Here is a 23,980-nt window from a genome sequence, read left to right as displayed (position 1 = left end):
CGGCGACGGGTCAAGCTGTTAAACTCGCCGCCTGCCAGATACCTGACCGAGCTGAAAATACCGTGGAAATCTTCAAAGAGTTTACGTTCGAATCCGCCCACCGCCTGCCCCACGTCCCCGACGGCCATAAATGCGGGCGCCTGCACGGGCATTCGTTCAAGGTGGCGATCCACTTGAGCGGCGACCTGGATCCCCATACCGGCTGGATTCGCGACTTCTCGGAAATCAAGGCGATTTTCAAGCCGCTCTACGAGCGTCTCGACCACAACTACCTCAACGACATCCCCGGCCTGGAAAACCCCACCAGCGAAGTGCTGGCCAAGTGGATCTGGACTGAATTGAAACCCTTGCTGCCGGAACTCAGCGCGATTCGCATCCATGAGACGTGCACCAGCGGATGTATCTATCGCGGCGAGTAAGTCCTGGACTGTTGAAAAAACCACCTGCGGGTGGTTTTTTTATGCCTGCCCTCGACTGATCCGATTTGTATCACGGCTGCACCGCTTTCGCGCTTGATGGGCCAGCAGTTCCCCTTGCGCCGACGACTTCCCTGCCATTGGCTATAACTACCGGGCGCCCCAGGGCGCATGCATCCGCGCCGCCGTTTTGGCACGCACGGTGCAACAGGCCTGCGTCATTATCCAGGGAGCAAGGCACATGACTCAGCAAGAATCCGGTAACGATTACCCGCTCAGCGAAGTGCCCTTGCACGCACGCAAGGGCCTGGCCTCCACGGCCATGGTGCTGCTGGGGTTCACATTTTTTACGGCGACCATGTTTGCCGGCGGCAAGCTGGGGGTGGCCTTCAGCTTTACCGGCATGCTCGGCGTTGTGGCCCTGGGTAACCTGCTGCTGGGTATCTACGCCGCGGGCCTGGGCTACATCGCCTTCAGGAGCGGTTTGAACTCGGTATTGATGGGGCGTTTCTGCTTTGGTGAAATCGGCAGCAAGCTCAGTGACCTGATCCTCGGTTTCACCCAGATTGGCTGGTATGCCTGGGGCACCGCCACGGCCGCCGTGGTACTGGGCAAGTATTTCGAGCTGAGCCAGGGCAGCGTGCTGGCACTGATGGTGGTGTTTGGCCTGGTGTTCTGTGCCACGGCATACGTGGGGTATCGCGGGCTGGAAATCCTGTCTTACATCGCGGTGCCCGCCATGGGCATTCTGCTGGTGCTGTCGATGTGGGTCGCGACCGTAAAGGTTGGCGGGCTGGACGGCCTGCTGGCGGTGGTGCCGACCGCCGAGCTGGACCTGTCCACGGCGATCACCCTGGTGTTCGGCACCTTCGTCAGCGGCGCGACCCAGGCCACCAACTGGACGCGGTTTTCTCGCTCGGCCAAGGTCGCGGTATTGGCCAGCCTGATCGGCTTTTTTATCGGCAACGGCTTGATGGTGTTGATCGGAGCCTATGGCGCCATCGTTTATCAGCAGCCGGACGTAGTGGAAGTCTTGCTGCTGCAGGGTTTCGCCATGGCGGCGATGGCCATGCTGCTGCTCAATATCTGGAGCACTCAGGACAACACCATCTACAACTTCGCCGTCGCCGGCTGCAACCTGCTGCGCACCCGGCGGCGCAAAACCGTGACCCTGGCCGGTGCAGTGATCGGCACCCTGCTCGCCTTGCTGGGCATGTACGACATGCTCGTGCCGTACCTGATTCTGTTGGGCACGGTGATCCCGCCGATTGGCGGCGTGATCATGGCGGACTTCTTCTACCGTTATCGCGGCCAATACCCACGCCTGGCGGATGCCCGCCTGCCCGCGTTCAATTGGCCCGGGCTGGCGGCGTACGCGGTGGGCACGCTGTTGGCGTTCAACTCACCCTGGGTTGCACCGCTGGTGGGGATCGCTGCCGCGTCACTCACCTACATGCTGCTCATTGCTTTACTGCGCGTGCGCGAACCTCTGGCAGACGCCCCTGCATGAGCCTGAGCACTGCCAATGGTAACCTGATGGCCGCCTGATTGAATTTAGCCAAGAGGAACTTGCCCATGCACATCATCAATGCCCGCCTGCGCAACCGTGAAGGCCTGCATGATCTGCACCTGGAACATGGCCGGATCGCCAGCATCACTGCACAAACAAGCATACGGGCCTTAATGACCGGCGACCTGGATGCCGCCGGCAATCTGGTGATCCCGCCCTTCGTCGAACCGCACATTCACCTGGACGCCACCCTTACCGCCGGCGAACCACGCTGGAACATGAGCGGCACCCTGTTCGAAGGCATCGAATGCTGGGGGGAACGCAAAGCCACCATCACGGAGGAAGACACCAAAACCCGCGCCAAAAAAACCATCCAGGCCCTCGCCGCCCACGGTATCCAGCATGTGCGCACCCACGTCGACGTGACCGACCCGGACCTCACCGCGCTCAAAGCCATGCTGCAAGTGCGCGAAGAAAGCTCGCACCTGATCGACCTGCAAATCGTTGCCTTTCCCCAGGAAGGCATCGAGTCTTTCCGCAATGGCCGTGAGTTGATGGAAGAAGCCATTCGCCTGGGCGCCGACGTCATCGGCGGCATCCCCCACTTCGAGTACACCCGCGATCAAGGGGTGAATTCGGTGAAGTTCCTCATGGACCTGGCCGAACGCACCGGCTGCCTGGTGGATGTCCACTGCGACGAAACCGACGACCCGCACTCACGCTTTCTCGAAGTGCTGGCCGAGGAAGCACGCAGCCGCGACATGGGTGCTCGCGTCACCGCCAGCCACACCACGGCCATGGGCTCCTACGACAACGCCTACTGCGCCAAACTGTTTCGCCTGCTGGGTCACTCCGGCATCAGCTTCGTCTCCTGCCCCACCGAAAGTATCCACTTGCAAGGCCGCTTTGACAGTTTCCCCAAACGCCGGGGCGTCACACGTGTCAACGAACTGCTCGAAGCCGGCATGAACGTATGTTTCGGCCAGGACTCCATCGTCGACCCCTGGTACCCGTTGGGCAACGGCAACATCCTGCGCGTATTGGAAGCCGGTTTGCACATCTGCCATATGCTCGGCTACCGCAACCTGCAGAACGCCCTGGACCTGGTCACCGACAACAGCGCCAAGGCCATGGCCCTCGGCGACCGGTACGGCCTGGAACCCGGTCGACCGGCCAACCTGTTGGTCCTCTCTGCAGACAGTGATTATGAGGTGATTCGCAGCCAGGGCCTGCCGTTGTATTCGATCCGCAACGGCAAGGTGCTGATGAAACGTCAGCCGGCGCAGGTGGAGTTTGTGTAATGCACTGAGCTAGACGATCGCGTCGATGTCCAGTATTTGCGCTTTTCCCCGGTCGCTGTGGAGGGGTGACGGAACACTGGCCACCTGGGACAAGGCGCGGTTTTCCCGGTGAGTGAACCAGCGTTTGAGACCCAGTTGCAGATTGGCACTGTGGGCATGGCTACCGTACACATCGCGCGCATCGAGGCGGCGCCAGCGCAGGCTGGCCAGGCGCTCGCGACTGGTGTGCAAACGGTCGATCTCGGCGTTCAAGGCGTCGTTGTGCTCATGGCTACGGTCATTGGCCGGGCGCGAACGGGCAAGGTCGCGGCGTTTGGTCCTTAACTGCTCGCGCATGTCTGCGAGCGCGCTATCCACCAGCTCGAACTCCCTCGCGGTCACCAGAGGCTCCTGGCTCTCCAGGGTTTGCTGCCAGCGCCGCAATGTCGCCCAGGCTGCGGGAATATAGCTGGCGGTCATGAAGTGCTGGTTGGCCTGGAACAGTTGCCGCAACAGGTTGTCGCGGTCGGGCATGTCGCCGTGTAACTGCAGCGCTCGATTACAACCAGCCTCCTGGATCGACTCACAGCCAGGTTTCCACAACACCGAAGCGTGTGTGCCATCGGCAAGTCTAATCGGCATGAAGTGCTGCTGTTCACCATGGTGCTGGTAGGCACTCCCACCGACGCGTACCAGGCCAGCGGCAAACAACAAACCGCCGGCGGTGGGGGCACTGAATAAGGTGACGGCGCCTGGCACCCAGAGTTTGGCAGTGGTGTTCATCCACGGCGCCGGCACACTGGGGACGGGATCATTGTGGTTGACGATTCGGTGATGGACCAGGGCGCGGGCGCCTGCGGTAAATTCGGAATCGGCGGCGCGGGGCGCACCGTAGGTGTAGAGCAGGATGTTGTAGTTGGCGTCCGGGATGCGCCGCAGCCCTTCAGCGAGTAGCAAGGCAATCGCCCCGCCGAGGCTGTGGCCGCAGATGACCACGCGTTGATCAATGTGGTATCGCGAAAGGTAATCCAGGACAAAATGATACAGGGCCTTAAATCCTTGGTAAAAACCTCGATGAGCTTTACCTGCACCTTCGACGAAAGGGACTTGATGAGCATCTGCGTCGCGCAAAGCATCTGCGCCACTGGCCGTACCACGCACAGCTATAAGTACAACCTCATCGTGATGACAGATGAAAGCTTGAGTGTCAGTGCCGGATTCAACGTCGTTAAAAAAATGTATACGCTCCGGATGCTCACCAGGCGGTTGATTGCGCTCATACAAAAGAGGATCAAAGGGCAAAATCTCAAAGCGACGGGAGTAGGCGACGTCTTCATACAATGGATAAAACCGCTGCACTTGTTCTGAGTCGAACTTCCAAGCCTCCCGGTAACACGACAACTGCTCTACAAACACGTTTCCTATACTTGGGTTCAGCGGAAAACTGACCGTATCCCCATCTCCCGTTGGAGGATCCTGGCCAAATTCGCAGTAACTCAATGTGGCCATAAGCGCCAGCTGGTAAAGGTTCAATGCACAAAACTGATCATCCGTGGAAATGATCGGCCGTAGCGCTCGTAGAGGACGTATCTCCAATGCCGTAAATTGGTTCGGCAATAGCGCCAACCCCTTGAATAAGGATTCCGGAGGACCGAACCCCAGGTCCGCCATCAGCCTGAGCGTATTGTGCGTGGGACGGCGAGCTTCAGACGACGGCGGAGGTAAGTGGGCTTTGTACCGAACCAGATCACTGACCTCCACCTGATGAAAACGATCTGCTTTTTGCCGTGCCGGGTTATTTTCGACACGCTGACCATCCTTGTTCTGAAAACATGTTTGCTCTGCGCGTACTTGAAGCTCCGTAATAGGTAACGCGTAATTAGGCCGCGACATAAGCCGGCGGTAAGGCGCTTCTCCTCCCGAATAAGGCTCGTCCATCAAAAGGATTACCGGGCCACAATAAATACCCTCTAGCTTGGCAAACCCGCTCCCATCCAAACGCCCTTTATATTGCTGCCCTGCACTGTCCAGGAGAGTGTAAGGCAGGCCGCCATAGGCCTTGCCGTTCCCCGTTTCATCTACCAGGCAAAAGGACAACCAATCGCCGCGCAACGGGCAAGCAGGCATCCTGTCGTTAAAAAACTGTCGCTTCCATGCATTCTGTTTCATGAGGTTTCTCCATTATTAATTACACGCTGGATAAACGTCGCATAGGCGGCCATCTGGCATTTTGAAACGCTTGAAGTCGACTACATTCCCGCGACAAAACGCGAATAGATCCTCCTCGCTTTCACCCCTGCAACGCCTCCAGCCACCGGCAGCCTTTACCCAGTTATCAGCCACAGCCGGTTCTTCTTCCTCTGTAAATGCCAATACCATTCTTAACGTCTTCCCGGACAATCCGTCACGGTGCACATGCCCGCCAGGCCGGGCCCTCTTGAGTTTTCCAGCAGCATCCAGTGATTTGCACCAAAGGATTTTAAGAATGGCGTGCTTAGGGCCAGCGGTACGAAATAACCACTGGCATTGCCCGGGAAGCTCCTGGACTCCGTTCTCAGGCATCACAGGCATTCCAGCCTCCCATCTATCGTGGAAGTAGATGAGGGCATAGTCCCTTCCGATGTCCGACCAACGCTGCCCCCAATTGGCATTAATTGCGAAAACAAGGCGGCGCAATACTAAGGGGCAGCCATTTACTTGCTCCGTGAGGGGCACTTCAAAACTAGCCCTGTTGCCGACGGGCTTGCTGGCAGCCTTGAATATCTTGAGCTCAGGACGCCTGCCATTTCTTTTAGGCAGTTTGCAGACTTCGCCTGATGCAGGTGCATATGAAGCGTCGCCTAACACGTCAAATCCCGCCGGCAAATCCACCTCCAGCGTAAAGCTATCCGACGCCCTCCCCGCACAGCCCGCAAGCCACGCCACTCCAACAGCCAGCAATGCACCTCTCATCCACCTACTCATCCCCGAGTCCCTCCTTGCGCCACTGCTCCAGCACACGTTCAAAATGCTGTGTCGGTGCCTCCCCCTTCAACGGCTGCCACCGAATGACACTGCCCCGAGTCGCCTCTTCCAACCGGCCCACCACCAGAAACTCAAGTTGCTCGGGCGAACACCATTGCCAGCTTCGGGCCTGCTCCAATACTTGGGCCAGCCAGATCCTGGGGTCGTGAAACTCCACCAGAGCAGCCAGGTCTTCACTGTGCTCGGCCAGCAGGTAGCGCAGGATATTGGCCTGCAGAATGGTCGCGGTCTGAGGGTTGGGCGCCTGCAACCAGGGGGCGGGGTCGGGCACCGGATACTCACCCGGCGCGGGATTGTCGCGGCTGCACCAGCGGCCTTCATGCCAGTAACACACGCTGGTCAGCGGGCCCAAGTAGATGGGCCATTGTTCTGCCGGCAGATACGCCATGGCACGGGCCAGGGTGCGGTTGTCGTGAAAACGGTACAGGGCCTTTTCGCCTTCTGGCCCGACCAGCAGTCGCTCACGCCAATGTCGGATCACAACACCCAGGTCATCGCTGGGTAAACTGCCCAGCCATCCCCGGTTTGCCTCCGGACTTTGCAGATGGTTGACCAGCGCAGGCTCTCTTATCTGCTCCAACATCAGGATCACGGGGCCCCTGCTCGCCAGGCCGGCTGCCGCTGTTTCCCCATAGAGCGGGCAATACTGCGAGGGGTCGCGAGCCGCCATCAGCGACTGGCAGTTCTCATTATTTGCTTCGAGCATGAGGCATAAACGACGCCCCGCCTGTTGCTGCTGCGCCATCCATTGATAAGCCAAGTCTTGCATCATGCGGCTCTCCCGGCGAAATCGCATTGGCCTTCGCGACAACGCTCGCAGATCGGGCAAAAATCCGCGTCCAGTTGGCGGGCCATGTCCATGATGAGGCCCTGCACAACAGAGACTTCAGGCGTAGCCGCAACAGACGCTGGGCTGGCCGACCTTGCAGCGGATGGCGCGCCACCGACGGTGATGGGCCGGCTGCTGAAAATCCCGCCGGCCTGAATCTGCAAATGCTCGCCGCCGGCCTTGAAACTCAACTGCGCGCCTGCATCGATGACAAGGCTGGCACCCGCCTTCAGGTGAATCTGTTGACCGGCTTCGATCACCATCACCTGTGTCACCTGGGTGTGGCTGTCGCCTTGCACGGCCAGATGGTCGTTTGCCGTCAGCGCAATACTGCGGTCTCCCGTGATGTGGCGCTGCTCTCCGCTCTCAAGACGCACCGTGCTCAAGCCTCGGATGATTTCACTGCGCTCACCAGACACCTCCAAACGGCTGTCATGGCCCACCTGCTGCTCCAGGTCACGCTGGGCTCGCAGGTAGATCAGCTCTTCGCCACGGCGGTCTTCAAGATGCAGCTCATTGCTGCCCGCTCCCCCGGGGACGCTGCGACTGCGCAACACGCTGCGGGTCTTGTGCTGCGGCAGGGAATAAGCCGGCATCTGCGACGCATTGGGCAGGCAACCGTTGATCAATGGCTGGTCCGGATCGCCCTCCAGGAAGGTCACCAACACCTCCATGCCCACCCGTGGAATCATCATGGCGCCAAACCCGGCACCGGCCCACCCGGAGGCAACCCTTACCCAACAGCTGCTCTTGTCATCCGTCTGGTCCAGGCGATCCCAATGAAACCGCACCTTCACTCGACCATAGGCATCGCAGTGCACCTCTTCATCCGCAGGTCCTGTAACAGTCGCCGTTTGGCTGCCGTTGATGGACGGCTTGGGATGTTTGAGCGGGGGTCGATGCACCGCACGCCAGGGGGTCGCAATGAAGCGGTTGCGATACCCGACGAAGGTGTCCGTATCGACTACCACTTCCTCCAGCACCTGCGGCTGATAGCCTTCGTGACGCACCGAGGTGATCAGCCACAGGTCGTTGCAGACCGGATCCGGATGGCCTTGCAACTCAAGAAAATGGCCACTGCGCAACAGGGGCTGGTCGCTCTTGCCTGACGCGCAATGGCGGTCGGATTGATGTCGCTCCAGGCTGCGACGCGCCAGTTGCGCCCCCCGTGCATGGCCGGTGAAACCGGCTGGGTAACGGTAGTCTTCAAGCGCTGCGTCCGGTATACCGCCAGCGGTATCCTGCAACCGCAGCGACGGGTGTTCGAAGTCATGGTCGCGGCGCACCGTTCGCCGGCTGCGGGTTTGCAGGCGTACATCGAAGCGGTGAATACCCTTCGTTGCGGCCAGTGGATCGATCGTCGAGCAATATCGCTGCATCGGCAGGCGCTGAAATACGGTTTGATCATCCCCAAACACCAGCAGATGACCGTCGACACTATGGCGGAAGTGGTAATGGATACCCTCCTCCTCGCACAAGCGCTGGATGAAGTGCAGGTCCGTTTCCGCATACTGCACGCAAAAGAGCCGAAGCGGATAAACCACCGGGCCGAGCTCGAAGGCGTAGGCATCTGCCAGGATGCCGTGCTGTTCAAGAACGCTGGCAATCATCTGCGGCACGCTACGCTGCTGGAAAACCCGCTGGTCGCGGCGATGGGCAAGGCAGGCCAGGCGGGGCGCGAGGGTAAGGTGATAACGGGTGAGCCGGGCACCCGGAGCATCGCGGCCGATGGTATAGACCAACCCGTGCAGGCCTTGCTCCGTTTCGCCCAGGTACAGATAGACCGGCTGATGAAGCAACGCCTCCAGATCCAGGTCAGGGCTTTCGCTGACGAATTGCACCTGGATGAAATACGGTTGATCAAGACACTCACTGCCGTTGAAAGCGAGTACCTGCAAGTGGGCAGTGACGCCTTGGATCATTAATTTGAAACGTGACGAAACAAACGCATCAACCATCCGTTGTTACCCGCCAATCCATAACTCGCTGATTAAAAGCTCTCCTCGTTGACTGCCGAATACTGGCCGAGAAAAAGCGCCTGAACGCCTTGAAGCTTAGCGATCTCAGGGAAAATTCGGCCCTTGGAAAATAAAAAAGAAGTTTCGTACGACAAGGTTGGAAGTGTCTTTTACAAAATAAGAAATTCGTTTAACAAACAAATTATCAACAATAAGAAAATTCTTACTTCGACACTTCCAAATAGAACTATCCATTAAGAAAATAGCTGACCCACATCACCATGGCAATTGCTTACGCCAGTGAATGCGCGGTCCCGAAAAGACTGACGCTCGACAACGTTTCAGCTTCAACCCGCAAACGTACTGGCGCCGTGCCGCCCGGCATCACCACCGCCACCTCCCCGGCGCCGACCCAACCTGCTCGCCATGCCGCACAGGCCACCGCGCTGGCGCTGGTACCCGAAGACGCAGTAGGCCCTTCGCCGCGCTCGAACACCCGCGCGATTACCTTATTACCCGAAGCACGCGCGGCCCATTGCAAATTGACCCCCGCGACACAGGGACGACCGCTGCCCACAGGCGGAGCGAAGGCGATCGCTTGCAATCGCTCAAACAGTGCCAATTGATGCATGGCGAGATAGGTGGGCAATGCCGCCATCTGCTCGACAAGTGTTACGCAATGGGGATTGCCCACCCGCACGAACTGGCTTCTATCCCATTGCGGGTCTATCGCCGCCAACGCGGCCACGTGACTGAACTCACCCTGCTGCGCCACACCGCTATCCACTCCCGCACCGGCTGCCGATGGGCCGAAACCCGGTTGCCCCAGGTCCAGCCAAAAGCCCTCGACCTGCTGGTACACCGCAGGCTCCACCCGCGTGACCACCGGTGAAACTGCATCCGCTTTATCGTGATGCACCCGCAACTCGCAGCCTTCTGACATAACGCCTTGGTCGGTCAATGCCTGGGCAAAGATGGTTAACCCGTTGCCACTGCGCTCGGCGAGGCTACCGTCAGTATTGACGATCAATAGATCGAAAGGTGGCGCAGCCTGAAACGGCCCAACCAGCAACCCGTCGCAGCGATGAGCCTTGGCACCGGGCGCCGGCGACACCGCTCCCCACCCGCATTCGGCAGCAATGGCCGATGCGCTCCATGCCTGGCGCGCACTCGCGGCGAGGTCGGCGCCATCGGGCAGGTCAACACCCCGGCGACGTAAATAATCGGGGCTGACTACCCCATAGATATTGCCGCGCGCGTCATAGAACCGAGTCACGCTGTAAGCTGCTTGAAAAAAGTCATCGGTCTGTTCGTCGGTAGCCTGAAAGAGAGAGCAACAGCGTATTACAGAACGCCCACTTCTACACACGCGACACCTTCAGGTTGGAAATACCGTCACGGGCCGCTCGCTAATCCCAAGGGAACCCGGCTCGCCCGACGAGGCCTGATGTGCAAGGATGTCACGCCGGACATCGTTCGTTGAACGCAACACCAAGGATTATTCATGACTGCCATCCCCACTTCCGCCCCCGTGGTTCCCGGGCGGCTGGAGCAAATGTCGACCCGTATCGCTTTTTTCATCGCTGGCTTCGGCATCGCGGCCTGGGCACCGCTGGTGCCGTACGCCAAGGCGCGCGCGCAACTCAACGAAGGCACACTTGGCCTGTTGCTATTGTGCCTGGGGGTAGGATCGATCCTCGCCATGCCCGTGGCCGGGGTGTTGGCGTCACGCTTTGGCTGCCGGCGCGTGTTGACCGCCGGCACGGTCTTGATTTGCCTGGCGTTGCCGATGCTGGCCACCGTCAGTTCGATTCCGCTGCTGATGGCAGGGTTGTTCCTGTTTGGCGCAGGGCTGGGCACGGTGGATTCGACGGTCAACCTGCAAGCGGTGATCGTTGAACGCGCCAGCGGGAAAACCATGATGTCGGGCTTCCACGGGTTGTTCAGCCTGGGTGGGATCGTCGGTGCGGCGGGAGTCTCCGGCTTGCTGGGGCTGGGCTTGTCGCCGCTGCAGGCAACCCTGGTGGTGATCGTAATCATGGCAGTGGCACTGCTCAAGGCCAGGCCGCATCTGCTCCCCTATGGCAGTGAAAGCTCAGGGCCGGCGTTTGCCATTCCTCATGGCGTGGTGCTGTTTATCGGCTGCTTGTGTTTCATCGTTTTCCTGGCCGAAGGCGCAGTACTGGACTGGAGCGCGGTGTTCCTCAGTGCCGAACGCGGCCTGGACGAAGCTTATGCGGGCCTCGGCTACGCGGCATTCGCCCTGACCATGACCGCCGGGCGCTTGACCGGTGACGTGATTGTGCGGCGCCTGGGCGCTACCTGGGTGATCGTGGCCGGTGGCACGTTGGCAGCGGCCGGTGTGTTTCTGGCCACGCTGTCCCCTGCCTGGGAAATGGCGCTGCTTGGGTATGCGCTGGTGGGCGCCGGCTGCTCCAATATCGTCCCGGTGCTTTATACCGCCGTGGGCAAACAGAAGGTGATGCCGGAACATATTGCCGTGCCCGCCATCACCACGCTGGGCTATGCGGGCATATTGGCCGGGCCGGCAGTGATCGGTTTCATTGCCCATGCCAGCAGCGTGGCAACCGCGTTCCTGCTGATCGGTGGGTTGCTGGCAGCGGTGGCGATCAGCGGCAGGATAGTGCGTGTATAAACGCTCGCCGGTATGAGCGGCCTGATTATCCACCCGCTCATACCTGCGACGCCTTCAGTTACCCTTTTCTTTCTTATCGTTTTCCAACCATCGATCGATGCTGTAGTTCTTCAACCAGCCATCAATGTTGTGGCTCCCAAAAATATTGGTGCCGTTCGCTTTGTTGCTGTCCAGGGAGTCGAGCAATCCTGGTCGCTCAACAATGTTCTTGGCGACGTATACCTGCTGCTCGCTGTATTTTTTCTTGGGGAACCCAGTCGCCGGATCCCGTACGACATTACCGTTCTTGTCGGTCTCGTCAGGATCTTTGCTCATTTCGATCAGTGTGTCTGTCTTGACGTATCGGTGCTTCTCGAAAAAGAAGGTGTAGTCTTCGGATTTATCCCGCAGTTGATCAAACATGCCCCTGAACGCTTGCACGACTTGTGCATTGGTTTTCGAATGGAATGGATCCACACTTTGGGTATTGGGGTTGGTGTTGCCAACGACCAGGTCAGATGCATTGGCCAGGCTTTCAGGCGTGATTTTACCGCCATCGACTAGAATCGCCTCGTTGAGCCTGGGGCGATTGAGTATCTCCCTGGCCAACATGATGGTGCGTTCAGAGACGCTGCTTTTGTGCACGTCTTCAGCGGCAATTTGTTGCAGTCCGCTCTGGGTCAGGTGGCCATCTTTCTTGAACTTATCCAGCATGGAAAAGTTGTTATTCAGATCTGTCGCCAGCAGGCGGTCGTCCGAACTGATATAGGGATTTCCCACCTTTGACATTCCGCCATACAACCCTTGGCCGTCAAAATGCCGGCTGGCGCCATTGACCATCAAGCTGTTGGGGGCAAAACTCGAGGTCGTTCCGAGCGGCTGCTGGGTTCCCAACGCCTTGTCCACGACGCTGAGCCGCGCGTAACCACCCCCGGCTGGAGCAGGCGCCTGATTCGCACCGGCAGTCCAATTCTGCAGATGCGGTAATCCAGAGCCTGAAGTATTTATCCCATTAGTCATGTTGATTCCCACCTTATTTAGATTGCATTACTTGGACCTCGAGTGCTCCGTCTTCAAAAGCGCGGTGACGGTCAGCGCGAGGCAAGTATCGAATATGTGGCAACCTAAAAATAATGGTTCCGGCAAGCCGCCAGCCTGCTCCCGGTAAACCTTGAACATTTGTAACCAGCCAGCGACGTCAGTGGGTTGACTGTCATTGACGGCGTGACAATTTGCTCCACAGCGCTTCGAGCAATGACACTGCTGACCGAGGCGCCGGCCCGTCCTCTACGGCTCGCGAGCCCCTATCGAAGTCTTCAGTCGTAGGCGCCTTGAAACTGAACTTGGGTGACGACGTGAGATTGAGCCCCTTTGCTTGAGATGAGCCCAGGCCGTGTAGCGTAGTTGCCGGAGCGGGCAGGTTTGCAACAGCGTACTGGGAGTGAGATTGGCGAGGTTCAAATGATGTCGAATTCATAGGCCATTACCTGTTCCAGTAAACGAAGGCATCCATGGGTCACACCAATGGATGCTTTCTTCGTGGTAAATACTTGCAAATGGTTCCAGCATCACTGCGGAGCGATTTCCTGGCCAAGTATCTACCAACCGATGCGACGCATTGGGCCAGGTATTAGCGCAGGAGCCGATACAGGTCGTCCCGGGTGATCTTGCCATCGCGCAGGAACCCGAAGACGTTATCCATCGAGCCCTTCAACTCAGAACGCGCCATGACTTCTCGCGATAGCTGGGTAATGCTGTCGGTGGGTCCATGACCATAAAGCGGACGCGACGCAAACTTTGCGAAGGTGTTGACGTCGATGGCGTTTCTATCGGCGCTCCACCACGGCCCTTTCAACGCGTTGAAGTTATTCAAGACATTCTGGGCAAGTTGCCTGTCGTCTTGAAGCTTGAGTGGGTTCGACGAAAGAATGAATTTGCTGATGTCTTGTTTAGACAGGGATTTATCCTGAGCCCCCGTCCCATTATTTCGATCGAGGGCCTGCATCAGGCCCGGGCGCTTGAGCAATTCCCTGGCAAGCCTGATGTTCTCATCCACCTTCGAAAACCCGGTCAAGGGTCGACCTGCCATATTATTTATATGCTCAGGCGTGACGGTCGGTGCGTACCAAGGTTTGAACGCGTTGTAATTATTCAATAGCCCCTGAGCCAACACCTCGTTGCTCTGTTTTCCGTAAAGAGGATCCGGCAGGGTGGGGTTGGGACGTGGGGGCGGGCCTGGATTGAAGCCTGGTTTGCGCGACTGCGCTGCGCTGTCGAAAACCGGGCCGGACTGACTCGCCGACTGCTCGAAACTCGGGCCCGCCGCGCCCGCAGCCTTGGCCACCGCGCTGGGTTGTGCGTCTGCGCGAGTCTGCGCCAGGTTGTCAGTTGATGAGGCGAACGCTTGATTGGATGCGGATACCGACATGGGGTACTCCAGTGCTGATTTAGGGCGATACCTTGCTGCCGCAGCCTTGCCAACGATGGATGAATCGTGGCGCAGGTCTGCACCAGCAGGCCTTTGCTGTGTGGTAGAGCGATGGCAATAGGTTCCTCGACGTGCTGAAAACATCCAACTAGGGGTAGGAAGGAGGTCTTGCGTAACGAAGAGCGAACCGGGAAATTTCCCTGCCACGGCAACGCAAATCGCCTTATGTCCATGACATCCATCCCCGGGCACGCCAACGCTCGCAGGTTCACTTGAGGATAAAGACGCGTCTACTGTCAGAAATTACAGTTGCATTGGTCCGCGACCCTTTCAAATGCACAGCGGCGTGCTGAACTTCCATCACCGCGCATCAGTCAGCACAAAAGACTCTCATTAAACAGCGGGTGGGCGATGCAGATTTCCTTGCAGCAACAAGTGGCCCTGGTCACCGGTGCCAGCTCCGGCATCGGCGCCGGTGCGGCCAAGGCGTTGGCCGAAGCCGGCGCGGCCGTCGTACTTAACTACAACTCCCAGGCGGCACCGGCCGAAGCCCTCGCCGCGCAGATCAACGCCAACGGCGGCCGGGCGATTGCCATCGGTGGCGATGTATCGAAAGAAGCCGACGTCGAACGCCTGTTCGCCCAGACCCTCGATGCCTTCGGCCACCTGGATATCCTCGTGGCCAACTCCGGCCTGCAAAAAGACGCCAACCTGGTCGACATGAGCCTCGACGACTGGAACACCGTGATCGGCGTCAACCTCACCGGCCAATTTCTCTGCGCACGCGCCGCCGTGCGTATTTTCAACCGGCAAGGCGTGCGCGCTGGCGTGTCCCGCGCGGCCGGCAAGATCATTCATATGAGCTCGGTGCACCAATTGATTCCCTGGGCCGGGCATGCGAATTACGCAGCGTCCAAGGGCGGTGTGGAGATGCTGATGCGCACCCTCGCCCAGGAAGTCAGCGAGCAGCGCATTCGAATCAACGGGATTGCGCCAGGCGCGATTCGCACGGCAATCAACCGTGCGGCCACCGAAGGCGCGGCGCAAAAAGAGCTGCTCAAGTTGATTCCCTATGGCCGGGTCGGTGATGTGCAAGACGTGGCGAACGCAGTAGTGTGGCTGGCCAGCGACGCGTCCGATTACGTGGTCGGCAGCACGCTGTTCATCGATGGCGGCATGAGCCTTTATCCGGAGTTTCGTGGCAATGGTTGATTTGAAGAACGAGCCACAAAGCCCCATCGGTGCGCACGGCATCATTGGCGACATGCGCAGCGCGGCGTTGGTGAATGACCAGGGCAGCATCGATTTTTTCTGCTGGCCGGAATTCGACAGCCCGTCGATTTTCTGTGCGTTGCTCGACACCCCCGACGCCGGCACCTTCCAGCTCACCCCGGACCTGCCCAATGCGCGCCGCGAGCAGATTTACCTGCCCGACACCAATGTGCTGCAGACCCGTTGGCTGAGCGATGCGGCGGTGGTGGAAGTCACCGATTTGCTGGCCGTCAGCGAAGAGGTCGACGACCTGCCGCTATTGATCCGCCGCGTACGAGTGGTCAGCGGCACGGCGACATTCCACCTGCGCTGCGCCGTACGCCATGACTACGCCCGCGCCAACACGCACGCCACAGCCTGCGACACCGGCGCAGTGTTCAGCGCTGACGGCCAGCCTGGCCTGCGCCTGACCGGCAGCCACGCGCTGACGCTGGACGAGAATGTGGCGGTGGCCCGCTTCAGCCTGGCCCAGGACGAAAGCGCCGAATTCGTCCTCGGCGGCCAGGACGACCCGCGCGTGACGAATGCCTGCACCGACCTTTACCTGCAACGCACCTTGAAGTTCTGGCGCGGCTGGATCAGCCAATCGAACTACCGTGGGCGCTGGCGCGAAATGGTTAACCGCTCGGCCTTGGCGCTGAAGCTGCTGACCTCGCGCAAACAGGGCGCAATCATCGCCGCCGCCACCTTCGGCCTGCCGGAAAGCCCTGGCGGCGAGCGCAACTGGGACTACCGTTACACCTGGATCCGCGACGCCTCCTTTACCGTCTACGCCTTCATGCGCCTGGGCTTCATCGAGGAAGCCAATGCCTATATGCGCTGGCTCAGAGGACGGGTCAGCGACTGCTGCGGCCAAACCACCAAGATCAACATCCTGTACGGCATTGATGGCCGCCAGGAACTGCCGGAAACCACACTGGACCACTTGCGTGGTCATGGTGGCGCCCAGCCGGTGCGCGTGGGCAATGAAGCGTTCGACCAGATCCAGCTGGATATCTACGGCGAACTGATGGACGCGGTGTACCTGGTCAATAAATACGGCGAAGCCATTTCCCACGAAGGCTGGAAACACACCGTGGAAGTGGTCGACCAGGTCTGCGAAATCTGGAACCAGAAAGACGTCGGTATCTGGGAGATGCGCGGTGAGCAGCATCACTTCCTGCACTCGCGGCTGATGTGCTGGGTGGCGCTGGACCGCGCGATCCGCCTGGCCTCCAAGCGCTCACTACCGGCGCCGTTCGCGCGTTGGGACCAGACGCGCCAGGCCATCTATGCAGACATCTGGAGCAACTTCTGGAACGAAGAACGTGGGCATTTCGTGCAGCACATCGACAGCACTGCCCTTGACGGCTCGATGCTGTTGATGCCGCTGGTGCGCTTCGTTGCCGCGACTGATCCACGCTGGCTGTCGACACTGGAGGCGATCGAGAAAAGCCTGGTACGTGACGGCATGGTCTACCGCTACCGCAACGACGACAGCCAGATCGATGGGCTGCAAGGCACCGAAGGCGCGTTTACCGCATGTTCGTTCTGGTACGTCGAATGCCTGGCCCGCGCCGGGCAAGTGGAAAAAGCCCACCTGGAGTTCGAACAGTTGCTGCGCTACGCCAACCCGCTGGGGTTGTACGCCGAAGAGTTCGACAGCCAGGCCCGGCACCTGGCCAACACACCCCAGGCCTTGAGCCATTTGGCGTTGATCAGTGCGGCAACGTTTCTGGACCGTAAGCTCAGTGGGGAGAAAACCGTATGGCAACCCTGATACCACCTGCCGCGCTGCTGTATGTGCGCACGTCCATGCTCGATGTGGCTTACGAAACCCACGGCCCTGTCGATGGCGAGCCCGTCATCCTGCTGCATGGCTTTCCCTACGACCCGCGCAGCTACGACGAAATCGTGCCAGTACTGGAGCAGCGTGGCTACCGGGTGCTGGTGCCGTACCTGCGCGGCTATGGGCCTACGCGTTTTATCAACGATCAAGTCATGCGTTCCGGTCAGCAGGCAGCGCTGGCCAAGGACTTGCTGGACTTCATGGATGCGCTGGCCATTCCCTGCGCCACGCTGGCCGGTTATGACTGGGGTGGGCGCGCCGCGTGTATCGTCGCGGCGCTGTGGCCGGAGCGGGTGCGTGGGTTGGTGACCGCAGAGGGCTACAACATCCAGGACATCGCCAAGTCTCCCAAGCCACGGGCGCCTGCCACAGAGCATCGGTTGTGGTACCAGTATTACTTTCATACCCAGCGCGGCGTGGACGGCCTGACCGCCAACCGCCGCGAACTGTGCCAGCTGTTGTGGGCGTTGTGGTCACCGTCGTGGGCGCGCGGGCCGAGCCTGTATGGGCACACCGCGCCATCATTCGATAACCCGGATTTCGTCGCGGTGGTGATCCACTCCTACCGCCACCGCTTCGGATATGCGCCGGGGGACCCTGGGCTGGAATTCATCGAGCAGGCATTGGCGCTGCAACCACCGATTTCGGTGCCGAGCATTTCCCTGTGCGGCGCCGATGACGGCGTGGGGCCGCCCCCGGAAGAGGACGACGATGTCGAGCACTTCAGCGGTTTTTATCGACGCCAGGTGTTGCCCGGCGTGGGCCACAATATTCCGCAAGAAGCGCCCGAGGCCACCCTGGCGGCGCTGCTGGAGTTGCTACACCGGTGAAAACCGCTCGCGATAGGCCTGGGGCGTTACCGACAGGGCCCGCAGAAAACTGCGGCGCAAGGTTTCTTCACAACCAAACCCGCAGTGCACCGCGATGCGTTTGATCGCAATGCTGCTGTCCGCCAATTGCCGGCGTGCGCTTTCGACCCGTATCAGCTCCACGGCCCGCGCCGGGGTCTGGCCGGTTTCGGCTCGGTAGTGGCGCACAAAGCTGCGCTCGCTCATGCCAGCCTGGGCGGCCAGGGTGGAAATACTCAAGTCCAACGTCAGGTTGTCGGCGATCCAGGCGTGTAACTCGGCAAAGCGGCTGTCGCTCTTTTGCAGGGACAAGGTCACGCTGAATTGCGATTGCCCGCCGGGACGCTTGAGAAACACCACCAACTGCCGTGCCACGTCCAAGGCGACGGCGCGGCCCAGGTCCTCCTCCACCAGGGCCAGGCACAGGTCGATACCGGCGGTCACGCCGGCCGAGGTCCACAGCGTGCCTTGCTGAATAAAGATCGGATTGGGCTCCACCGTCAGCGCGGGAAACTTGCGCGCCAGTTCCTCACAGCGCGTCCAGTGCGTAGCCACGCGGCATCCGTCGAGCAGGCCACTGGCGGCCAGCAGAAAAGCACCGGTGCAGACCGAGGCCATGCGCCGTGTGTGCCGCGATTTCTCGCGTACCCAGTGCACCAGCGCCGGGTCTTCGGCGGCACCGTAGACGCCCCAGCCACCGGCGATCACCAAGGTGTCACACGGCTGATCGACGGCGGGCAGCGGCTCGGCCACCAGCGCCAGGCCTGCGGAGGTCATCACCGGTTTGGCCTGGTCAGCGATCACATTCACCGCATAGGGCGCGGGCAAGCCGCGCTGGCGAGCCAGGTCATTGGCCGAGGCGAACACCTGCAGAGGCCCGGTGACATCGAGCACCTGGGCATTATCAAAAGCGAGCACATGAATGAGTCGGGGCATGATTGGCGTGATCTGTGGGTTCAATGGCGTATGCGCCAAAGCCTAGGCCTCTACAGTGAAGCCGTCCACCCTCTTGATTGGAGTTTCATTCATGACCTTGCACATCGGCTTCCTGTTATTCCCCGGCATCCAGCAACTGGACCTTACCGGCCCCTATGACGTGCTCGGTTCGCTGCCGGACGTGAAACTGCACCTGGTCTGGCAAGACCTGGCGCCGATCACCTCCAGCACCGGCCTGGTGTTCACGCCGACCATCACCTATGCCGGCTGCCCGAAGCTGGACGTGCTGTGTGTGCCCGGCGGTGCCGGTGTCGGCGCACTGATGGAAGACCCCGCCACGCTGGACTTCCTCCGGGCTCAAGCGCACACCGTGCGCTACATGACCTCGGTGTGCACCGGTGCGCTGGTGCTGGGCGCGGCGGGTTTGCTGCGTGGTAGTAAAGCCACCACGCACTGGGCTTACCACGACTTGCTCGCGCCATTGGGCGCCATCCCGGTACAGGCGCGCGTGGTACGTGACGGCAACCTGTTTACCGGCGGTGGAATTACGGCGGGCATCGACTTTGCGCTGACCCTGGCGGCGGAGCTGTACAGCGAAGCGGCAGCGCAATTGGTGCAGCTGCAAATCGAATATGCGCCGGCCCCGCCATTTGATGCGGGCCGCCCGGATACGGCGCCCAGGCACGTTCTGGAGGAAGCCAACAAGCGCACGGCAGAATCGCGCAGGGTGCGCGCAGAGATTGTTGCGCGGGCGGCGGCGCGCCTGGGTTGAATGGATTGTTCCCACGCTCTGCGTGGGAACGCCTCCTGGGACGCTCCGCGTCCCGCCAACTGCCCTCTTCCTGACCCCCCGCCAAAAAAACCTTTTCCTGCCAAACAGGAAAATTCTGACATTTGTTCCTACACTCAAAATCACACCCAGATGCCCAAGTGCCAGCACTACGACCGTCATAAAAATGGCACACAAAACTTCAATTAACATGCCTATAATACGATCTTCGCAGAATGGTCAACTTATTGACTATGCCGTAAAAAGGAACTCCTTTAGCCACTAGCTCCGCAAAAATTCCTTCATTTGGATGGTTTCACTTGGATGAATGGTTGCGTTTTAACCAGATGTGGCCCGTTGACTGCTCCGTTGAACAGCTGCGGCGCAAACTTGGTGTGCAATGAGGGATGGTTGTATGCGCGAGAAATCATCAGTGGTCAGTTTGTTTCTGACCCGGGCCGGCTTCGTTGAGTTTTTTGTTGTTTTTGTCAAGTTGGTGCATGGCCTGACCGCCATTTTGCCACCGCTGGTCCTGGCTATTTTCCTCGACCCGATGGACGCCGAGATGCGCTCGCATTTCCTGGGGCTGCTGCTGTTTTTTGCGGTGTTGACGGTTATTTTGTTCCAGGCCCTGGGCATCTATTCCGAAGAGCTGTTCAGCAACCGCTTGCGCCTGCGCGCCAATATCGTGGCCTGGTCGTCGGCGTTCTGCATCCTGCTGTTCATGTACCAGATCCTGCAGGTGTTCCCGCAATTGAACCCGCGCAACTTGGTGGTGTGGTACTTCGCCAGCCTCGGGCTGTTCTGCCTGGAGCGCCTGGTGATGCTGCGCCTGTACCGCAACCTGATGCGCAAGGGCAAATTCCTGCAACGCACGGTGATCCTTGGCTTCACCGACACCGCCGTGCACGTCGCCGACCACCTGCAGCGCAATGGCGATATCCGCTCCGGCCTGATCGGTTTTATCGACGACCGCACCGAGCGCATTCCCAAGGAGCTGAGCAGCCTGCCGCTGTTGGGCAACACCCGCGACCTGGAAAAACTCATCCGCGCCGAGCAGGTCAACCAAGTGATGATCTGCCTGCCGTGGGCCGCCGAGCAGCGTATCCACGGGCTGGTCAATCGCTTGCGGCAGATGTCGGTGAACGTGATGCTGGTGCCGGACATGGCCGCCCTGCGCTACGGCCACAGCCGCATCACCGATGTGGGCGGCATCTTGATGTTCAACACCTCGCAGTTACCGCTGCGCGGCTGGTCGCCCTTTATCAAGCGCTGCGAAGACCTGCTGCTGGCGAGCATCACCCTGGTGGTGCTGTCGCCGGTGATGCTGTTGACGGCGATCGCGATCAAGCTCGATTCCAAGGGCCCGGTGCTGTTTCGCCAGAACCGCTATGGCTATAACGACAATGAAATCCGCGTGTTCAAGTTCCGTTCGATGTTCACCGACCAGAGCGATTTCACCGCCGAACGCCAAACCACCCGCGAGGATCCGCGCATCACCCGAGTCGGGCGCATCATCCGCAAAACCAGCATCGACGAGCTGCCGCAGTTGTTCAACGTCCTGCAGGGCAACATGTCCATGGTCGGCCCCCGGCCCCATGCCACCGCCACCAAGGCGGCGGGCATTCCTTTCGAAGTGGCGGTCAGCGAATACAGCTCACGCCACCGGGTCAAGCCAGGCATCACCGGGTGGGCGCAAATCAACGGCTACCGGGGCGAAACCGACACCCTGTTCAAAATCCAGAAACGCGTCGAGTACGACCTGGAGTACATCTCCAAATGGTCGGTGTGGTTTGACTTGTACATCGTTTTCATGACGGTCCCGGCCGTCCTTTCCACCAAGGAAGTCTATTGATGAATACCCTCAACGGATTAATTCCCTGCATCATTTCCGGTGGTTCGGGCACGCGCTTGTGGCCGGTGTCCCGGCAGAACATGCCCAAGCCGTTCATGCGCATGCGCGACGGCCAGAGCCTGCTGCAGAAAACCTTCCAGCGCGCCGCCCGCCTGCCCGGCGTGGAAAGCGTGCTCACGGTGACCAACCGCGACCTGTTGTTTCGCACCCTGGATGACTACCGTGGGGTCAACAAGGCCCACTTGCCCCTGGACCTGCTGCTCGAGCCCTTCGGGCGCAACACCGCAGCGGCGATCGCCGTGGCGGCGCTGCATGTGCAGGAACATTTCGGTGGCGACGCGCAACTTCTGGTAATGCCCGCCGACCATCTGGTGCTCAACGAGACCGCATTCGCCGACGCCGTGGCCCAGGCCCGCGAGCTGGCCGATGCCGGCTACCTGGTGACCTTCGGCATTCAACCCGACCACCCGGAGACCGGTTTCGGCTATATCGAAAAAGGCGAAGCGCTGAGCCAGGGCAACCTTGTCAAACGCTTTGTCGAAAAACCCGACCTGGCCACCGCCCAAGCCTACCTCGACGGCGGCAAACACCTGTGGAATGCCGGCATGTTCTGCTTCAAGGCCAGCACCCTGGTGGATGAACTGAACACCCACGCGCCCGACGTGCTGATCGCTGCGCGTGCCGCCCTTGAGCACAGCCAGCACCTGCAAAACAAAACCTCGCGCCAGCGCGAACTGGACAGTGACGCCTTCGGCAGCGCGCCGGACATTTCCATTGACGTGGCGCTGATGGAAAAGTCCACGCAAGTGGCCGTGGTGCCGTGCGACATCGGCTGGAGCGATATCGGCTCCTGGGAAGCCCTGCGCCAGCTCACCCCCAGCGATGCCCAGGGCAACCAGGTCAATGGCGAAGCGATTTTGCATGACGTGCACAACTGCTACATCGACTCGCCCAAGCGCGTGCTCGGTGCGGTCGGCGTGCGTGACCTGATCATCGTCGACACCCCCGACGCCCTGCTGATCGCCGACGCCCACCGCAGCCAGGACGTGCGCTACATCGTGGCCGAGCTCAAGCGCCAGAACCATCCGGCCTTCAGCCTGCACCGCACCGTCACCCGGCCGTGGGGCACCTACACCGTGCTGGAGGAAAGCACCCGCTTCAAGATCAAGCGCATTGTGGTCAAGCCCCAGGCGTCGTTGTCGCTGCAAATGCACCATCACCGCAGCGAACACTGGGTGGTGGTCAGCGGCGCGGCACAGATCACCAATGGCGAGCGCGAATTTCTGATCAACGCCAACGAATCCACCTACATCCCGGCGGGGCACAAACACCGCCTGACCAACCCCGGCATCATCGACCTGGTGATGATCGAGGTGCAGAGCGGCGAGTACCTGGGCGAAGACGATATCGTGCGCTTCGATGACATCTATGGGCGTGCGCCTGCCGAAGTGAAGCCGTGACATGCGCACCTCGCTGATCATCCCGACCCGTAACGCCGCAAGCCACCTGGCGCGGCTGCTGCCTGCGCTGAAAATGCAAACCCTGCAACCGGACGAGATGCTGGTGGTTGACAGCGCGTCCAGCGATGACACCGTGGCGCGCTTTCGCGAATACGGCGCGCGGGTCGAGGTGATCGACGCCCGCGCCTTCAACCACGGCGGCACGCGGCGTTGGGCCAGCGAACAGGTAAGCGGCGATGCCCTGATCGTCATGACCCAGGACGCCATTCCCGCCGCGCCCGAGACCTTCGCCAACCTGCTCGCTGAATTGCAGCAGGACCCGCTCAACGGCGTGGCCTATGGTCGCCAACTGCCGCACCCGGATGCCGGTGTGCTGGGCGCGCAGTCGCGCCACTTCAATTACCCGGCCGACAGCCGCAGCAAGCGCCTGGCCGATGCGCCGCAGCTGGGGATCAAGACCTGTTTCAGCTCCGACTCGTTTTCCGTTTACCGACGCAGCGCCCTGCAAGCCGTAGGTGGTTTCCCCGCCGATGTCATCGGTAGCGAAGACGCCTATGTCGCGGCGCGCATGCTGATCGAAGGCTACACCGTGCGCTACGCCGCCTCCGCGCAGGTGTACCACTCCCACGATTACCGACTCATGGATGAGTTTCACCGCTACTTCGACATTGGCGTGTTCTACGGTCGCGAACCCTGGATACGCCAGGCCTTTGGCGATGCCGGCGGTGAAGGTAAACGCTATGTACTGGCTGAACTCGCGGCATTGCGCGCAGCCGGTGCATTGCATCGCGTACCCGAAGTACTGGTGCGCAGCGCGTTCAAGTTGCTCGGCTATCGGCTGGGCCAGCAGGAACGCCGGCTACCCCTCGCCCTCAAGCGGCGCATCAGCATGTTCCCCGGTTATTGGAGGTGAGCATCATGACCTACAGGAA

At 60.1% G+C, this 23,980-nt stretch carries 19 protein-coding genes; 11 read left to right on the top strand and 8 right to left on the bottom strand.

The annotated features are described in order from the left end of the window. Positions 1-62 precede the first annotated feature (62 nt). The 3 genes from queD (at position 63) to codA (ending at position 3,227) form a co-directional block, all read left to right on the top strand. Complete coding sequence (gene queD / locus C4J89_RS09465; protein WP_017736453.1) at positions 63-419, top strand: 6-carboxytetrahydropterin synthase QueD; 357 nt, start codon at positions 63-65, stop codon at positions 417-419. Between the two features lie 238 nt (positions 420-657). After that, a complete protein-coding gene (codB, locus tag C4J89_RS09460) occupies positions 658-1,926 on the top strand; it encodes a cytosine permease (RefSeq protein WP_124366530.1) in 1,269 nt (422 codons plus the stop codon). Positions 1,927-1,991: 65 nt separating this feature from the next. Beyond that, positions 1,992-3,227, top strand: coding sequence for a cytosine deaminase (gene codA, locus C4J89_RS09455; protein WP_124414320.1), 1,236 nt, complete (start codon positions 1,992-1,994; stop codon positions 3,225-3,227). A gap of 9 nt (positions 3,228-3,236) precedes the next feature. Here the strand turns inward: codA and C4J89_RS09450 are convergent, their stop codons facing one another. From C4J89_RS09450 to C4J89_RS09430, 5 genes are all read right to left on the bottom strand, one after another. Continuing rightward, complete coding sequence (locus C4J89_RS09450) at positions 3,237-5,375, bottom strand: lipase family protein (RefSeq protein WP_124414319.1); 2,139 nt, start codon at positions 5,373-5,375, stop codon at positions 3,237-3,239. A gap of 15 nt (positions 5,376-5,390) precedes the next feature. Further along, positions 5,391-6,170 carry a hypothetical protein gene (locus C4J89_RS27140; protein ID WP_124414318.1) on the bottom strand — a complete coding sequence of 260 codons (780 nt, stop codon included), beginning with the start codon at positions 6,168-6,170 and terminating at the stop codon, positions 5,391-5,393. After that, a complete protein-coding gene (locus tag C4J89_RS09440) occupies positions 6,163-6,999 on the bottom strand; it encodes a DUF4123 domain-containing protein (protein ID WP_124416010.1) in 837 nt (278 codons plus the stop codon). The genes C4J89_RS27140 and C4J89_RS09440 overlap by 8 nt, the downstream gene beginning before the upstream one ends. Next, positions 6,999-9,017 carry a type VI secretion system tip protein TssI/VgrG gene (tssI, locus tag C4J89_RS09435; protein ID WP_124414317.1) on the bottom strand — a complete coding sequence of 673 codons (2,019 nt, stop codon included), beginning with the start codon at positions 9,015-9,017 and terminating at the stop codon, positions 6,999-7,001. The genes C4J89_RS09440 and tssI overlap by 1 nt, the downstream gene beginning before the upstream one ends. A 292-nt stretch (positions 9,018-9,309) precedes the next feature. Then, positions 9,310-10,293, bottom strand: coding sequence for a diaminopimelate epimerase (locus C4J89_RS09430; RefSeq protein WP_124414316.1), 984 nt, complete (start codon positions 10,291-10,293; stop codon positions 9,310-9,312). A gap of 228 nt (positions 10,294-10,521) precedes the next feature. On the opposite strand from C4J89_RS09430, the gene C4J89_RS09425 reads away from it, so the two are divergent. After that, positions 10,522-11,673: an MFS transporter gene (locus tag C4J89_RS09425; protein ID WP_124362094.1), complete on the top strand. Its 1,152-nt coding sequence runs from the start codon at positions 10,522-10,524 to the stop codon at positions 11,671-11,673. Positions 11,674-11,727: 54 nt separating this feature from the next. Here the strand turns inward: C4J89_RS09425 and C4J89_RS09420 are convergent, their stop codons facing one another. Together C4J89_RS09420 and C4J89_RS27135 are read right to left on the bottom strand one after the other, a co-directional pair. After that, positions 11,728-12,672 carry a hypothetical protein gene (locus C4J89_RS09420; protein WP_256658942.1) on the bottom strand — a complete coding sequence of 315 codons (945 nt, stop codon included), beginning with the start codon at positions 12,670-12,672 and terminating at the stop codon, positions 11,728-11,730. Between the two features lie 610 nt (positions 12,673-13,282). Next, positions 13,283-14,080, bottom strand: coding sequence for a hypothetical protein (locus C4J89_RS27135; protein WP_256681791.1), 798 nt, complete (start codon positions 14,078-14,080; stop codon positions 13,283-13,285). A 411-nt stretch (positions 14,081-14,491) separates the two neighbouring features. Between C4J89_RS27135 and C4J89_RS09405 the strand changes: the two genes are divergently transcribed. From C4J89_RS09405 to C4J89_RS09395, 3 genes are read left to right on the top strand one after another with little or no spacing between them, the layout of a single operon-like run. Beyond that, on the top strand, positions 14,492-15,292 hold the full coding sequence (locus tag C4J89_RS09405) for a glucose 1-dehydrogenase (RefSeq protein ID WP_124362092.1): 801 nt from the start codon (positions 14,492-14,494) through the stop codon (positions 15,290-15,292). Further along, positions 15,285-17,111, top strand: coding sequence for a glycoside hydrolase family 15 protein (locus C4J89_RS09400; protein WP_124414315.1), 1,827 nt, complete (start codon positions 15,285-15,287; stop codon positions 17,109-17,111). Before C4J89_RS09405 ends, C4J89_RS09400 begins: the two co-directional genes overlap by 8 nt. Beyond that, positions 17,099-18,010 carry an alpha/beta fold hydrolase gene (locus C4J89_RS09395; RefSeq protein WP_124414314.1) on the top strand — a complete coding sequence of 304 codons (912 nt, stop codon included), beginning with the start codon at positions 17,099-17,101 and terminating at the stop codon, positions 18,008-18,010. The genes C4J89_RS09400 and C4J89_RS09395 overlap by 13 nt, the downstream gene beginning before the upstream one ends. Here the strand turns inward: C4J89_RS09395 and C4J89_RS09390 are convergent. Further along, positions 17,999-18,964, bottom strand: coding sequence for a GlxA family transcriptional regulator (locus C4J89_RS09390; protein ID WP_124414313.1), 966 nt, complete (start codon positions 18,962-18,964; stop codon positions 17,999-18,001). The genes C4J89_RS09395 and C4J89_RS09390 overlap by 12 nt on opposite strands. Positions 18,965-19,055: 91 nt before the next feature. Here C4J89_RS09390 and C4J89_RS09385 point away from each other — a divergent pair, with 91 nt between their 5' ends. The 4 genes from C4J89_RS09385 (at position 19,056) to C4J89_RS09370 (ending at position 23,961) form a co-directional block, all read left to right on the top strand. Then, on the top strand, positions 19,056-19,736 hold the full coding sequence (locus C4J89_RS09385) for a DJ-1/PfpI family protein (protein WP_124414312.1): 681 nt from the start codon (positions 19,056-19,058) through the stop codon (positions 19,734-19,736). 412 nt (positions 19,737-20,148) lie between these two features. Further along, positions 20,149-21,588, top strand: coding sequence for an undecaprenyl-phosphate glucose phosphotransferase (locus tag C4J89_RS09380; RefSeq protein ID WP_124403636.1), 1,440 nt, complete (start codon positions 20,149-20,151; stop codon positions 21,586-21,588). Then, a complete protein-coding gene (locus tag C4J89_RS09375) occupies positions 21,588-23,048 on the top strand; it encodes a mannose-1-phosphate guanylyltransferase/mannose-6-phosphate isomerase (RefSeq protein WP_124366517.1) in 1,461 nt (486 codons plus the stop codon). The genes C4J89_RS09380 and C4J89_RS09375 overlap by 1 nt, the downstream gene beginning before the upstream one ends. A 1-nt stretch (position 23,049) precedes the next feature. Further along, positions 23,050-23,961: a glycosyltransferase family 2 protein gene (locus C4J89_RS09370; RefSeq protein ID WP_124362085.1), complete on the top strand. Its 912-nt coding sequence runs from the start codon at positions 23,050-23,052 to the stop codon at positions 23,959-23,961. Positions 23,962-23,980: the final 19 nt, after the last annotated feature.

The organism is Pseudomonas sp. R4-35-07 (genome assembly GCF_003852235.1).
Lineage (GTDB): Bacteria > Pseudomonadota > Gammaproteobacteria > Pseudomonadales > Pseudomonadaceae > Aquipseudomonas.
This window is presented reverse-complemented; position numbering and strand designations above follow the sequence as displayed.